16 protein-coding genes are annotated in these 11,674 nt (G+C 69.5%); 6 read left to right on the top strand and 10 right to left on the bottom strand.

Going from position 1 to position 11,674, the window contains the following annotated elements:
• The first annotated feature begins 14 nt into the window (after nucleotides 1-14).
• Nucleotides 15-431: a DUF5684 domain-containing protein gene (locus L6E10_RS40175; protein ID WP_236217012.1), complete on the top strand. Its 417-nt coding sequence runs from the start codon at nucleotides 15-17 to the stop codon at nucleotides 429-431.
• Between the two features lie 82 nt (nucleotides 432-513).
• Here L6E10_RS40175 and L6E10_RS04325 read toward each other — a convergent pair whose 3' ends face one another.
• The 3 genes from L6E10_RS04325 to L6E10_RS04315 form a co-directional block, all read right to left on the bottom strand.
• Nucleotides 514-1,293 carry an SAM-dependent methyltransferase gene (locus L6E10_RS04325; RefSeq protein WP_236217010.1) on the bottom strand — a complete coding sequence of 260 codons (780 nt, stop codon included), beginning with the start codon at nucleotides 1,291-1,293 and terminating at the stop codon, nucleotides 514-516.
• A 180-nt stretch (nucleotides 1,294-1,473) separates the two neighbouring features.
• Nucleotides 1,474-2,184, bottom strand: coding sequence for a trypsin-like serine protease (locus tag L6E10_RS04320; RefSeq protein WP_236217008.1), 711 nt, complete (start codon nucleotides 2,182-2,184; stop codon nucleotides 1,474-1,476).
• Nucleotides 2,185-2,266: 82 nt separating this feature from the next.
• Nucleotides 2,267-2,686 (bottom strand): hypothetical protein, encoded by a 420-nt coding sequence (locus L6E10_RS04315; protein WP_236217006.1) that lies wholly within the window; start codon nucleotides 2,684-2,686, stop codon nucleotides 2,267-2,269.
• A 251-nt stretch (nucleotides 2,687-2,937) separates the two neighbouring features.
• Between L6E10_RS04315 and L6E10_RS04310 the strand changes: the two genes are divergently transcribed.
• Both L6E10_RS04310 and L6E10_RS04305 read left to right on the top strand, forming a co-directional pair.
• The gene (locus L6E10_RS04310) at nucleotides 2,938-3,879 is read left to right on the top strand and encodes a diacylglycerol kinase family protein (RefSeq protein WP_236217004.1); all 942 of its coding nucleotides are present in this window, start codon (nucleotides 2,938-2,940) and stop codon (nucleotides 3,877-3,879) included.
• Between the two features lie 244 nt (nucleotides 3,880-4,123).
• Nucleotides 4,124-4,378, top strand: coding sequence for a WhiB family transcriptional regulator (locus tag L6E10_RS04305; RefSeq protein WP_015104912.1), 255 nt, complete (start codon nucleotides 4,124-4,126; stop codon nucleotides 4,376-4,378).
• 142 nt (nucleotides 4,379-4,520) lie between these two features.
• Here the strand turns inward: L6E10_RS04305 and L6E10_RS04300 are convergent, their stop codons facing one another.
• Nucleotides 4,521-5,999 (bottom strand): sensor histidine kinase, encoded by a 1,479-nt coding sequence (locus L6E10_RS04300; protein ID WP_236217084.1) that lies wholly within the window; start codon nucleotides 5,997-5,999, stop codon nucleotides 4,521-4,523.
• A 54-nt stretch (nucleotides 6,000-6,053) separates the two neighbouring features.
• Here L6E10_RS04300 and L6E10_RS41140 point away from each other — a divergent pair, with 54 nt between their 5' ends.
• Nucleotides 6,054-6,128: a 50S ribosomal protein bL37 gene (locus L6E10_RS41140; RefSeq protein WP_369809028.1), complete on the top strand. Its 75-nt coding sequence runs from the start codon at nucleotides 6,054-6,056 to the stop codon at nucleotides 6,126-6,128.
• Between the two features lie 63 nt (nucleotides 6,129-6,191).
• Here L6E10_RS41140 and rsrA read toward each other — a convergent pair whose 3' ends face one another.
• Together rsrA and L6E10_RS04290 are read right to left on the bottom strand one after the other, a co-directional pair.
• Nucleotides 6,192-6,452 (bottom strand): mycothiol system anti-sigma-R factor, encoded by a 261-nt coding sequence (gene rsrA / locus L6E10_RS04295; protein WP_090094980.1) that lies wholly within the window; start codon nucleotides 6,450-6,452, stop codon nucleotides 6,192-6,194.
• Nucleotides 6,449-7,114, bottom strand: a complete 666-nt coding sequence (locus L6E10_RS04290; protein WP_236217002.1) for a sigma-70 family RNA polymerase sigma factor — start codon at nucleotides 7,112-7,114, stop codon at nucleotides 6,449-6,451. The genes rsrA and L6E10_RS04290 overlap by 4 nt, the downstream gene beginning before the upstream one ends.
• A gap of 50 nt (nucleotides 7,115-7,164) precedes the next feature.
• Here L6E10_RS04290 and ybaK point away from each other — a divergent pair, with 50 nt between their 5' ends.
• The gene (gene ybaK, locus L6E10_RS04285) at nucleotides 7,165-7,641 is read left to right on the top strand and encodes a Cys-tRNA(Pro) deacylase (RefSeq protein ID WP_236217001.1); all 477 of its coding nucleotides are present in this window, start codon (nucleotides 7,165-7,167) and stop codon (nucleotides 7,639-7,641) included.
• Here ybaK and L6E10_RS04280 read toward each other — a convergent pair.
• From L6E10_RS04280 to L6E10_RS04265, 4 genes are all read right to left on the bottom strand, one after another.
• Complete coding sequence (locus tag L6E10_RS04280) at nucleotides 7,638-8,144, bottom strand: hypothetical protein (RefSeq protein WP_236216999.1); 507 nt, start codon at nucleotides 8,142-8,144, stop codon at nucleotides 7,638-7,640. The genes ybaK and L6E10_RS04280 overlap by 4 nt on opposite strands.
• A 125-nt stretch (nucleotides 8,145-8,269) precedes the next feature.
• Entirely contained in the window at nucleotides 8,270-8,812 is a 543-nt protein-coding gene (locus L6E10_RS04275; RefSeq protein ID WP_236216997.1) for a DinB family protein, read from the bottom strand.
• Between the two features lie 42 nt (nucleotides 8,813-8,854).
• Nucleotides 8,855-9,466 (bottom strand): alpha/beta family hydrolase, encoded by a 612-nt coding sequence (locus L6E10_RS04270; protein WP_236216995.1) that lies wholly within the window; start codon nucleotides 9,464-9,466, stop codon nucleotides 8,855-8,857.
• Nucleotides 9,463-10,152 carry an SOS response-associated peptidase gene (locus L6E10_RS04265; RefSeq protein ID WP_236216993.1) on the bottom strand — a complete coding sequence of 230 codons (690 nt, stop codon included), beginning with the start codon at nucleotides 10,150-10,152 and terminating at the stop codon, nucleotides 9,463-9,465. The genes L6E10_RS04270 and L6E10_RS04265 overlap by 4 nt, the downstream gene beginning before the upstream one ends.
• A 251-nt stretch (nucleotides 10,153-10,403) precedes the next feature.
• Here L6E10_RS04265 and aroA point away from each other — a divergent pair, with 251 nt between their 5' ends.
• On the top strand, nucleotides 10,404-11,672 hold the full coding sequence (gene aroA / locus L6E10_RS04260; RefSeq protein ID WP_236216991.1) for a 3-phosphoshikimate 1-carboxyvinyltransferase: 1,269 nt from the start codon (nucleotides 10,404-10,406) through the stop codon (nucleotides 11,670-11,672).
• Nucleotides 11,673-11,674 lie beyond the last annotated feature (2 nt).

Genomic DNA, 11,674 nt, shown 5'->3' with positions numbered 1-11,674 from the left:
AAGAAGGAACGACCGTGGGCACTGACCCGAGCACCATCGACCCGAACGCGGCCGCCGGCATCGGCATCGTCGGGACGATCATCTACCTCGCCTTCCTCGTCTTCACCGTCGTGGTGTTCTGGAAGGTCTTCACCAAGGCCGGTCAGCCCGGCTGGGCGGCGATCATCCCGATCTACAACATCTACGTGTGGCTGAAGGTCGCGGGCCGTCCGGGCTGGTGGCTGGTCCTGTTCCTGATCCCGTTCGTGAACATCGTCATGGCGCTGATCGTCTCGATCGACGTCGCGAAGTCCTTCGCCAAGGACACCGTCTTCGGCGTCGTCGGCCTGTGGCTGTTCAGCGTCATCGGCTACGCGATCCTCGCGTTCGGTGGCGCGCAGTACCGCGGCCCGGCCGCCCTCGCCGGCCAGCAGGCCGCGTACCGGGGCTGAGAGAGCCGTCGCGGAGGCCGGGCCGGAAGTCACCTGTACTTCCGGCCCGGCCTTCGCCGTGTCCGGACCCGGATGACGGGGCCTAGACCATGCCCACGGCGCCGTACGTGGACGCGTCGGCGGCCGGGGAGGTGCCGGGCAGCTCGCCGTCGGCCCTCCAGTGGGCGGCCAGGACCAGTCCGGGCTCCAGCAGTTTCAGGCCGCAGAGGAACTCCTCCACGTCCTGCTTGGACCGCGGCACGAGCTCCGAACCGACCGCGGCTCCCAGAGCGACCAGCTGGTCGACGAGCTCGGGTTCGACGTCCTTGGTGAGGTGCGTCAACGCGAGGATGCTGCCCTTGCTCAAAGCGGCCCGATAGCGCGCCACGACGCCGACGGGCTCGTCGGTCACGTACACCAGGATGCCGATCATCAGGAGCGCGGTCGGCTTGGTGAAGTCGATGAGGCGGCGCGTCTCGGGGTGGCGCAGCACGGCGCCGACGTCACCGACGTCCGACTGCACGATGGCGGTGCAGAGGTTGTCGCGCAGCATCGTGCGGGCGTGGGCGACGGTGACCGGGTCGTGGTCGACGTAGACGACGCGGCACGACGGGTCGATCGACTGGGCGACCTCGTGGACGTTGCCGGCGGTCGGGATGCCGCTGCCGAGGTCGAGGAACTGCCGGATGCCGTACTCCTCGACGCACAGCCGCACGACGCGGCGGGAGAACGACCTGATGGTGCGCGCCACCTCGGCCACCGGGAACTTCTCGATGCTCTCCTCGGCCAACGCGCGGTCAACCGCGAAGTTGTGCGCTCCGCCGAGGTAGTAGTCGAACAGGCGGGCGGCGTTCGGGCGTTCGGAACCCCCGTTTGTCGTCACCCGCTTCGGGCCGTCCTGCACTGCGCACCTCACCCTGCTCCCGAGCGGCGCGAACGCTGGGGGCACGGTATCCGGCTACTCCGTTCGTGTCCATCCACCAATTAGTGAACACGAAGGGTGATGGCCCCCTGCCGGAGCAGAGGGCCATCGCAGGGTTCGCCGCAGGTCGATCAGGGTGTGTCAGACACCGGCGTACTGGCGGATCCAGGACCGGTAGCTGGTGTTGTTGATGCTGGTGTAGTTCGAGCGCGTCGCGCGGTCCGACGTCGAGGCGACGCCGACCTGGCGGCCGTTCGCGAACATCGGGCCACCGGAGTCGCCACCGGCCGCGATGCCGTCGACCCGCTGCACCGAGATGGCCTGGCCACCGCGGTAGTCACGGCCGTTGGTGGACGTGACGCGGGTGTTCGCGACCTTCAGGTAGCGCGACTGGCAGTTGATCTCGGGCTGGTTGGTGCAGGTGGCGCCCCAGCCGTAGAGCTGCACGGTCTGGCCGACCGTGACCGGGTTGCCGAGCGGGGCGAACGGCGAGGACATCGCCGTGCCGACCCGCGCGAGCGCCAGGTCCGCGGACGGGTGCTTGATGATCTGGGTGGCCGTCACGAGCTGGCCGCCCGAGGTCTGGTCCAGGCTGCCCGCGCGGAACGTGTACGTGCCGCTGCCCGAGACGCAGTGCTCGGCGGTCAGGATCCAGTTCGGCGCGATCTTCGTGGCCGAGCAGTTCTCCCGCCCGTTGAAGAACAGGCGAGCGGCGTACGGGAAGTTCTGGGCGTAGCTGCCACCGATGATCATCGGCGACATGTCCGGGTTCTCCGGAGCCGCCGTGGCGGTAGCGGGGGCGAGGGAGAGCGCCGCCAGGAAGGCGCCCGCGATCGCGGTCATCACACGCATGGTTGGTCACCTCGTGAGAGCAGGGAGTGGTTAAGCAACCACCCACAGCTTCACCCGGCCGTGTGACTGTGACCACCCTCCGTTAGTCGGCTTTGTCTCCTTCGGCGACGTCCGTCAGGCCGAGCGCCCACCTGCGGCCGTCGTTGGTGAAGAGCAGCACGAGCACCACGACGCAGTAGATGCCGCCCAGCGAGCCGAGCAACGGCTGTTCTGACGGTCCGTAGGCGTACCAGGCGCAGCCGAGCAGGAGCAGCTGCGTGACGATCACAGGCGTGCGCGCACCCGTGTGGCCGCGGAACAACATCACCGAAGCGAAGAGCACGCCGCCGAACCAGAGGACGAGCACACCGGCCGCGCCGAGGATCGGCCCTGCTGAGGGCGCTCCCTGCAGCACGCGGACGACGAGCGCGACGGCCAGCGCGATGCCGCCGAGGCCCTGCAGGAAGGTGAGCGCGGCGGCGGCGCGCACCGAGTTCGGCGGTGCCGGGGTGCCAGTGGTCACGGGAGACCTTTCCTCACGTTCTGTACTGGTCACGGATCGTAGGCCACCCGGTTGGAGGGCTCTGGAAGCACGTCCCGCGGGGGAAGATCAAGGGGCCTTCAGCGAGCCGGCGGTCGCCCGGGGTGCACTCGGCTGCGAGGCGGGACGCGGTACGACGGAAGGGAGACTTGCGCCACTTTCGTGAGGCTGGAGCCACACTGAGGGAGGACATGCGAGACGCCGATGGTCACGCATTGTCTTACCCTCAAGTAGTGCGCGCTCTTCTCGTGGTGAACCCGCAGGCGACTACAACGACGCCGGCGGGCCGTGACGTGTTGGCGCACGCACTGGCCAGCGACGTGAAGCTCGAGGTCGTGGAGACCTCTTATCGCGGACACGCCGCCGACGCCGCGCATCAGGCCGTCGCGGACGGGTTCGACCTCGTCATCGCCCACGGTGGCGACGGCACGGTCAACGAGGTGGTCAACGGGGTCCTGCGCGACGGCGCCCGTGCGGACACGCCCATGGTCGGCGTCGTCCCCGGCGGGTCGGCGAACGTCTTCGCCGGCGCCCTCGGCATCCCGCGCGACCCGGTCGAGGCCACGCACGTCCTGCTGCAGGCGATCGAGCACGGCACCAGCCGCCGCATCGGGCTCGGCCAGGTGTTCGCGGAAGTCGCCGAGGGCGCGGACGGCCGCTGGTTCACCTTCAACGCCGGCATGGGTCTCGACGCCGACGTCGTCGCGGGCGTGGAGCGCAAGCGCGCCAAAGGCCACCACGCGAGCCCCGCGCTCTATTTGAGCGTCGCGCTCAAGGCCTACGCGCAGAACGTGCGCAAGCCGCAGCACTTCACCGTCGAGATCCCGGACGAGCCGCCGTTCGACGACGTCGGCATGGTGTTCGTGTCGAACACCGACCCGTGGACGTACTACGGCGACAAGCCGATCCAGCTCAATCCCAGCACGTCGTTCGACGGCGGTCTCGGTTTGAGTGCTTTGGAGACTTTGCGGGTACCCACCGTCGGGCGCTACATCGCCCAGGTCCTCGCGACGGGCAATCCGAAGAGCGCGAAACTCGTTCGGCGCGATGACGTGGGCTATGTCAGAGTGAAGTGCGAGGAGCCCGCGAACCTCCAGGTCGACGGAGACTTCCTCGGCACGACCACGGCGGTGGAGTTCCGGGCGGTTCCCGATGCGCTGACTGTTGCCGTCTAAGCAACTTGACAGTCCGTGATCGGTTCGTGACCGTCCTGGTACCCACCCGGGATGTACTGCAGTCGAGTGACAGCAGAGCGTGAAACCCCAGGTGAACGCTGTCGATCTTTTGGGTGAGTTCACTCACCGGGTCAGTGCTTACCCCTTGACATCCCAGCCGTTCGTGAAAGCATTCACAAGCACCCCAAAACGACCGCTGACAACCGGCGTGCCTTTGTGCGCGCCTAGCTGAGGAGTAGTTCCAATGGACTGGCGCCACCGCGCGATCTGCCGCGACGAGGACCCCGAGCTGTTCTTCCCCGTTGGGAACAGTGGTCCCGCGCTGCTTCAGATCGCCGAGGCGAAGACCGTCTGCCGCCGTTGCCCCGTCGTCTCCGACTGCCTCGCCTGGGCGCTCGAGAGCGGCCAGGACGCCGGCGTCTGGGGCGGGATGAGCGAAGACGAGCGCCGCGCCCTCAAGCGCCGCAACGCTCGCACGCGCGCCCGCAGCAACGCCTGAGCAGGCAGTTAGCCTCAAGAGCTGCACATAAGAAGAAGCCCGACACCGTGCCAGGTGTCGGGCTTCTTCTTTTGTTTGCACACCCTCCCGCATGACCACGTGAGACCGCTGAGGCTGATCGTCACGTGTGCACGGCGTTAGTTTAGCGCCGCCCTCTGAGCGGCACGCGCAGGACCGCCTCAGTACCGCCTCGAGGCCTTCGCCGCAAGCTCAACGAGCCTCTCAATTCGGAATCGACGAGGGTCCGGACGATCTGCAGACCCAGCCGGTCGGTGCGTTCCAGCGAGAAGCCCTGCGGAAGGCCCTTGCCGTCGTCGGTGATCGTCACGTCGAGCCACTTCGCGGTCCGCTCGGAATGCACGACGACCTCCCCTCGCTGGCCAGGGGCGTAGGCGTGCTCGAAGGCGTTCTGCACGAGCTCGGTCAGCACCATCACCAGCGGGGTCGCGATCTCGGCGGGGACGATGCCGAAACCACCCTCGCGGCGCACGCTCACCTGGGTCTCCGTGACGGCGACGTCGCTCATCATCGGGATGACCTTGTCGACCACGTCGTCGAGGTCCACGCGCTCGTCGACGGACATCGACAGGGTCTCGTGGACGAGTGCGATGGACGTCACACGGCGCACCGACTCGGCGAGCGCCTCCTTCGCCTCCGGGTTGCTCAGCCTGCGGCTTTGCAGCCGGAGCAGGGCCGCGACGGTCTGCAGGTTGTTCTTCACCCGGTGGTGGATCTCGCGGATCGTGGCGTCCTTGGACATCAACGCCCGGTCACGCCGGCGGACCTCGGTGACGTCGCGGCACAGCACGATGGCGCCGGCGGCCTGTCCGCGCGGCCGAAGGGGCAACGAACGGAACAGCACGGCGGCACCGCGGCGCGACTCGGCCTCCATGCGCATCGACGTCTGGCCGTCCAGCGCCTGCCGGATGCGCTGGGCGACCTCGGTGGCGTCGAACGGATCGCCGATCAGGCTGCGCGTCAACGGCGCCAGGTGCACGCCCACGAGGTCGGACGCGTGCCCCATGCGGTGGTAGGCCGACAGCGCGTTCGGCGAGGCGAACACCACCGCGCCGGACGGGTCGAGCCTGATCAGGCCGTCACCGACGCGCGGGCTGGTGTGCACGTCCGGCGAGGGCTCGGGCGCGGGGAACGTGCCGTCGGCGATCATCTGGCACAGGTCGGCCGCGCTGCCGAGGTAGGAGATCTCCAGCGGCGACGGCACGCGCGGCACGGCCAGGTTCGTGCTGCGGCTCAGCACCGCGATCACCTGCGTCCCCAGCCGCACCGGGATGGTCTCCCGGCGCACCGGCACGCCGAGGTGCCAGCGCGGGTCCTCCTCGCGGCAGATCCGCGACTCGTCCATGGCCCGGCGCAGCTGCGGGTGCTCCTCGGAGTCGACCTCGCTGCCGACGACGTCCTCCGGGTGGGCCGTCGGCGCCGTCGTGGGACGGGCCTGGGCGACGCAGAGGAACTTCTCGCCGTCCAGCGGCACGTACATGAGGAAGTCCGCGAACGAGAGGTCCGAGAGGAGCTGCCACTCGGCGACGACCAGTTGCAGGTGGTCGACGGCGGCGCCGGAGAGCTTGGTGTGCTCGGCCAGCAGGTCCGTGAGAGTAGACAGAACTCCTCCATGAGAAACTGGTCGGTGAAGCAGTTCTGATCCTAGGAGACACCCATGTCGAAGCGTGCTCGCAAGCGCCGCGACCGCAAAAAGGGCGGCGCCAACCGAGGCAAGCGCCCCAACGCCTGAGTGCTGCGAAAGGCCCTGGACACCACCACGGTGACCAGGGCCTTTCGTCTTGCTGGAGGACGCTCAGTCCTCGGCGCGGATCTCCACGATCGTCGCCCGGATGCGTGCCTTGAGGTCGGCCGGCGCGTAGTCGCCGCCGCACTTGCGGGCCAGCAGCGCCTTGAGGTGCTCCTCCAGCCCGAACTGCTCCAGGCACGGATGGCACTCGTCGAGGTGCGTCTGCAGGGCCGCGCGCCGGGACTGGTCGCATTCCTGGTCGAGGAACAGCCAGACCTCGCTCAGCACCTCTGAGCAGTCGGTGTCGTGGGGTTCGCCGCAGTTCATGACGCGTCTCCGTTGCTGCCTCGGAGGAAACCGCGGTCACGGGCGACGTCCGCCAGCATGTCGCGGAGCTGGCGACGGCCCCGGTGCAACCGGGACATCACCGTGCCGATCGGGGTGCCCATGATGTCTGCGATCTCCTTGTACGCGAAGCCTTCGACATCGGCGAGGTAGACCGCGATCCGGAACTCCTCCGGCAACCGCTGCAATGCTTCCTTGACGTCGCTGTCGGGCAGGTTGTCGAGTGCCTCGACCTCGGCGCTGCGCAAGCCGGACGAGGTGTGGCTCTCCGCCTGCGCGAGCTGCCAGTCCGTGATCTCCTCGGTCGGCTGCTGGATGGGCTGGCGCTGCTTCTTGCGGTAGCCGTTGATGTAGGTGTTCGTCAGGATCCGGTACAGCCACGCCTTGAGGTTCGTGCCTTCCGAGAAGGACGCGAACGCCGAGTAGGCCTTGAGGTAGGTCTCCTGCACCAGGTCCTCGGCGTCGGCCGGGTTGCGCGTCATGCGCAGGGCCGCCGAGTACAGCTGGTCGAGCATGGGCATAGCGTCGCGCTCGAAACGCGCAGCGCGCTCCGCCGTCGTCTCTGTCGTGCCGGTGGCGGGCACCGCGCTCCCTTCCCACAGGTTCTGGGTCGGGACTGACTCTACGCGTGACCGCTCGAGCATGTTCGTTGCCACTTTCTGACCAACAACGGAGGTGCTGGTAGTAATTCCGCATGGCCGGACGTGGGACTCCCGCCACAGCGCTGCTGGACAAGCAGCGGGTGGCGCACACCTTGCACTCGTACGAGCACGACCCCCGCCACGAGTCCTACGGGCTGGAGGCCGCGGAGGCGCTCGGGCTGGTGCCGCGACGAGTGTTCAAGACGCTCGTGGCCGAGGTGGACGGCAAACTCGCGGTCGGCGTCGTGCCGGTGACCGCCCAGCTCGACCTGAAGGGTCTCGCCGCCGCACTGAAGGGCAAGAAGGCGAAGATGGCGGCGGTCGCCGACGCCGAGCGCGCGACCGGTTACGTCGCCGGCGGGATCTCCCCGCTCGGGCAGAAGAAGCGCCTGCCCGTGGTGCTCGACGCGTCGGCATCGGGGTTCGAGACGATCTTCTGCAGCGCCGGCAGGCGCGGTCTCGAGGTCGAGATCGCGCCCGCCGACCTGGTGCGGCTCACCGGAGCGGTGGTCGCGGGGATCAGTGCCTAGCTGACCGGCCAGCCGATGTTGCCGAAGCTCACGGGCGAGCCGATCCACGACGGCCACGCCGTGGTGATCCGGGCACCGAGGCTGCCCTGGCCCGGCAGGTCGAACCGGATGAACGCGGGGGTCACCCGCGGACCGTCGATCCGCGAGCCCGCGTAGGCGACGGCGTGGTGGTAACCGTGGACGGTCGCTTCGCGGTACTCCCCCTGGCCACCGGTCAGTGAGACGTTCATGTCCTGCCCCTCGGCGTCGAGGAACCGCACGTTGCTCAGGCTGCCGCCGATCGTGCAGGTGACGCCCTCGGCGGCGGCGAACCTGATCTCGTGCCCCTTGAACTCGGTGCCGCGCTGGCGCATGTCGTGGGCGCTGATCACCAGGTCGTCACCGGTGCACCACGGCGCATCGGACGGCGTGCCGGCGGCTTGCGCCGCGGACGTTCCCGCGAGGCTCAGAGCGGCGGCGGCGACCAGCGACCCGATGGTCGCGGACTTGCGGAACCTGTTCACGTGTTCTCCCGAATTCGTCTCGATCGGCGTTTCCCCACACACAGGTGACGCCGTTGATCCACTTCCGGTTGCCGCGGAGAACAACTGCCGTACTTTCGGCCGAGGCCCTGTCCGGGTGGCCGGGGCTATTCGCCCGTCTGCCCGTCGACGGCCTCGCGGAGCAGGTCGGCGTGGCCGTTGTGGCGGCTGTACTCCTCGACCATGTGCGTGAGGATCCAGCGCAGGCTCACGGTCCGGTCGTCGCGCCACGGCTTGCGCTTGGCCGCCTGACCCAGGTCGCCGGTCTCCAGTGCCTCCGCGACGGCCTTGCGGGAGCGCTCGACCTCGTCCTGCCAGAGCCCGACCAGGTCCTCGGCGGTGTGGTCGGCGGCCGAGTGCCAGTCCCAGTCGTGGTCGGCCTCCCAGTCGACGCTCTTCCACGGCTCCAGCGGCTCGCGGTCGTGCAGCACGACGTGGAACCACTGCTGCTCGACGTAGGCGAGGTGCTTGACCAGGCCGCCGAGGGTCATCTCGGACTTCGCGGTGGTGAGCGCGAGCTGCTGGGCGGTCAGCCCGCCGACCTTCCACGCGAGGGTCGCGCGCTGGAACTCCAGGAACCCGGTCAGCGTGGCGAACTCGTCGCCGTCGGTGGGAGGTTCGGGTCTGCCTTGCTCGTCGAGAACCGTCATGGGGCCGGACAGTAGCGCCGGCGCAGGCGGGAAGCAGGCGATTCAGTCGAGCGGCCGGAGCACCCGGTCGAGCCACTCCCCGACCGACCGCCCCACGTCGGCCACGGACGCCTTCAGCGAGTGGTCGTCCTTGAGCAGCACGACCTCGCGGTGGTGGGCGCGGTTCGGCTGCCCGAACGGGTCGTTCTCGCCCTGCACGACCAGCGTGGCGACCTCGACACCGTCCAGCTCGGCCATCCGCGACTTCTCCGGCTTGCCCGGCGGGTGCACCGGGAACGCGAGGCAGAGCACCGCCACGGCCTGCCCCTCGACCGAGGTCCGGCAGGCCACGCGCGCCCCCGACGACCGGCCCCCGAACACCAGGGGCAGGCCGTCGAACCAGCGTTCGCCGAGGTCGTCCACCACGGACAACCAGGCGGTGTCGAGCTGCTTCGCGGGCGCCGGGGCACGGCGGCCCGCGACGCGGTAGGGCTGTTCGACCAGCGCCACGTGCACGCCGACCTTGTTGGCGGCGTGGCACGCGGCGACCAGGTCCGGGGCCTCGACGCCACCACCGGCGCCGTGGCCGAGCAGCAGCGCCGCCCGCGGTTCGTGGGCACAGTGCAGGGAGGCCCGCGCGGGGCCGTGCGGCGTGTCCACCACCAGCGTCGTCACGACAGCTCTGCGCGTTCGAGCAGGGACGCGTTGTTGTTCTTCACGCTGTTCACGGCGGTCGAGACCGGGCGCAGCTCCAGTGCCTCGACGAGCGACGGGTCCGGGCTCAGCAGTGCGGACGGGTCCAGCGACGTCGGGTCGAGCCACGCCGACCAGCGGTCCCGGGGCAGCAGCAACGGCATGCGGTTGTGCACCTCGGTCAACGCGCCGATGGACTCCGTGGTGAGCACCGCGCACGTGACGGTCGGAACGTCGTCCTTCCACCACACGGACCAGATGCCCGCCATCGCCAGGGACGTGTCATCCCCGAGCGTCATGAAGTACGGCTGCTTGCGCCCCTCACCCGGCTGCCACTCGTACCAGCCGGCGGCGGGGATGATGCAGCGCCGCTTGGTGGCCGACTGCTTGTACGCGGGCTTGCTCAGCACGGTCTCGGCCCGCGCGTTGATCATCTTCGCCGCGCCCGAGAGGTCCTTGGCCCAGTGCGGGACGAGACCCCAGCGCAGGACGCGGATGCTGCGCTCCAGCTCCTCGTCCTCCGGCTTGCGCTCGACCACGGCCATGACGTTCTTGGTGGGAGCGACGTTGTAGTCCGCCCCTGGTGCCTCGTCGCCGGTCCCGTCCACCGCGTCGAACTCGGCCGCCAGCAGCGCCGGGTCCTTGGTGGAGGCGTACCTACCGCACAAAACCGATCACCTCCGAAGTCACGATGATCCCACGCCGGGAACACCTGTGCGAGCTGCCTGGTGTGGTGGCCACCGGCCTTTGCCCCGGATTTCCGCCGTCCGGACGGTTGCACCGCGGCGCCGGCCCCGCGCCCCGATATCGGACATATCGGGGCGCGGGGCCGGTGCTGTGGGGCGACCCGCTGGGCGCCGGAAGCCTGCGGTGAAGGCTGGTGGTCACCACACCACCGCCCATGCGGGAAGATTCAGGCATGACTCAGCACTGGTCAGCACCCGGCGCGTCCGGCCCAGTCCACTCGACGGTGCCGGTGCCCGGCTCGAAGTCGATCACGAACCGCGTCCTGGTGCTCGCGGCGCTGGCCGACGGGCCCTCGACGGTCCACGCGCCGTTGCGCAGCCGCGACACGGTGCTGATGGCTGCCGCCCTGTCGTCGCTGGGCGTGGGGTTCGCCGACCGCGAGGACGGCGGCTGGGACGTCACGCCCGGTGCGCTGCGCGGGCCGGCGGACGTCGACTGCGGTCTCGCCGGCACGGTCATGCGCTTCCTGCCGCCCGCCGCCGCGCTGGCCGAGGGCGAGATCCGGTTCGACGGCGACCCGCACGCCCGCCTGCGGCCGATGAGCACCGTGCTGGGTGCGCTGCGGTCGCTGGGCGTGGACGTCGAGGGCGACGCGCTGCCGTTCACGTTGCACGGCACGGGATCGGTGCCCGGCGGTGAGGTGACGATCGACGCGTCGGGCTCGTCGCAGTTCGTCTCCGGGCTGCTGCTCTCGGCCGCGCGCTACGACAAGGGCGTGACGATCAGGCACGACGGCAAGCCGGTGCCTTCGCTGCCGCACATCGACATGACGGTGCAGACGTTGCGTTCGGTCGGTGTCGAGGTGGACACCGGCACGACGAACACGTGGCGCGTCGAGCCCGGGGTGATCAAGGCGCGCACGTGGCACGTGGAGCCGGACCTGTCGAACGCGACGGTGTTCCTGGCGGCGGCCGCGGTGACCGGCGGCGAGGTGACGATCCCGCACTGGCCCGCGACGACCACGCAGCCCGGTGACGCGGTGCGCGGCATCCTCGAGCGCATGGGCTGCGAGGTCGAGGTGTCCGAGCGCGGCCTGACCGTGCGCGGGCCGGCGAAGCTGTCCGGTGTGGACATCGACCTGCACGACGAGAGCGAGCTCACGCCGACCGTCGCCGCCCTGGCCGCGCTCGCCGAGGGACGCACGACGATCCGCGGCGTCGCTCACATCCGCGGCCACGAGACGGACCGCATCGCGGCGCTCGTGAACGAGGTCAACGCGCTCGGCGGCACCGCGACCGAGACCGAGGACGGCCTGGTCATCGACCCCGCTCCGCTGCACGGCGGTGTGTGGAAGGCCTACGCCGACCACCGGATGGCGACCGCGGGCGCGATCATCGGCCTGGTGGTGCCGGGCGTCGAGGTGGACGACATCGGGTCGACGACCAAGACGATCCCCGACTTCCCCGGCATGTGGGACGCCATGCTCACCGGGGGCGCGTAGAA

Origin of the sequence: Lentzea sp. CC55, assembly GCF_021056325.1 — a bacterium.
In the GTDB taxonomy this organism is placed as follows: domain Bacteria; phylum Actinomycetota; class Actinomycetes; order Mycobacteriales; family Pseudonocardiaceae; genus Lentzea; species Lentzea jiangxiensis.
Note: the sequence above shows the minus strand (reverse complement) of the source record. Positions and strands in the feature narration are given on the sequence as shown.

What these genes read in the sequence shown, in the direction of transcription:
- ybaK (WP_236217001.1), top strand. Translation starts at nt 7,165, where the DNA reads ATGGCCGGACGTGGGACTCCCGCCACAGCGCTGCTGGACAAGCAGCGG.
- L6E10_RS04305 (WP_015104912.1), top strand. Translation starts at nt 4,124, where the DNA reads ATGGACTGGCGCCACCGCGCGATCTGCCGCGACGAGGACCCCGAGCTG.
- rsrA (WP_090094980.1), bottom strand. Translation starts at nt 6,452, where the DNA reads ATGAACTGCGGCGAACCCCACGACACCGACTGCTCAGAGGTGCTGAGC.
- L6E10_RS04290 (WP_236217002.1), bottom strand. Translation starts at nt 7,114, where the DNA reads ATGCTCGAGCGGTCACGCGTAGAGTCAGTCCCGACCCAGAACCTGTGG.
- L6E10_RS04320 (WP_236217008.1), bottom strand. Translation starts at nt 2,184, where the DNA reads ATGCGTGTGATGACCGCGATCGCGGGCGCCTTCCTGGCGGCGCTCTCC.
- L6E10_RS04275 (WP_236216997.1), bottom strand. Translation starts at nt 8,812, where the DNA reads ATGACGGTTCTCGACGAGCAAGGCAGACCCGAACCTCCCACCGACGGC.
- aroA (WP_236216991.1), top strand. Translation starts at nt 10,404, where the DNA reads ATGACTCAGCACTGGTCAGCACCCGGCGCGTCCGGCCCAGTCCACTCG.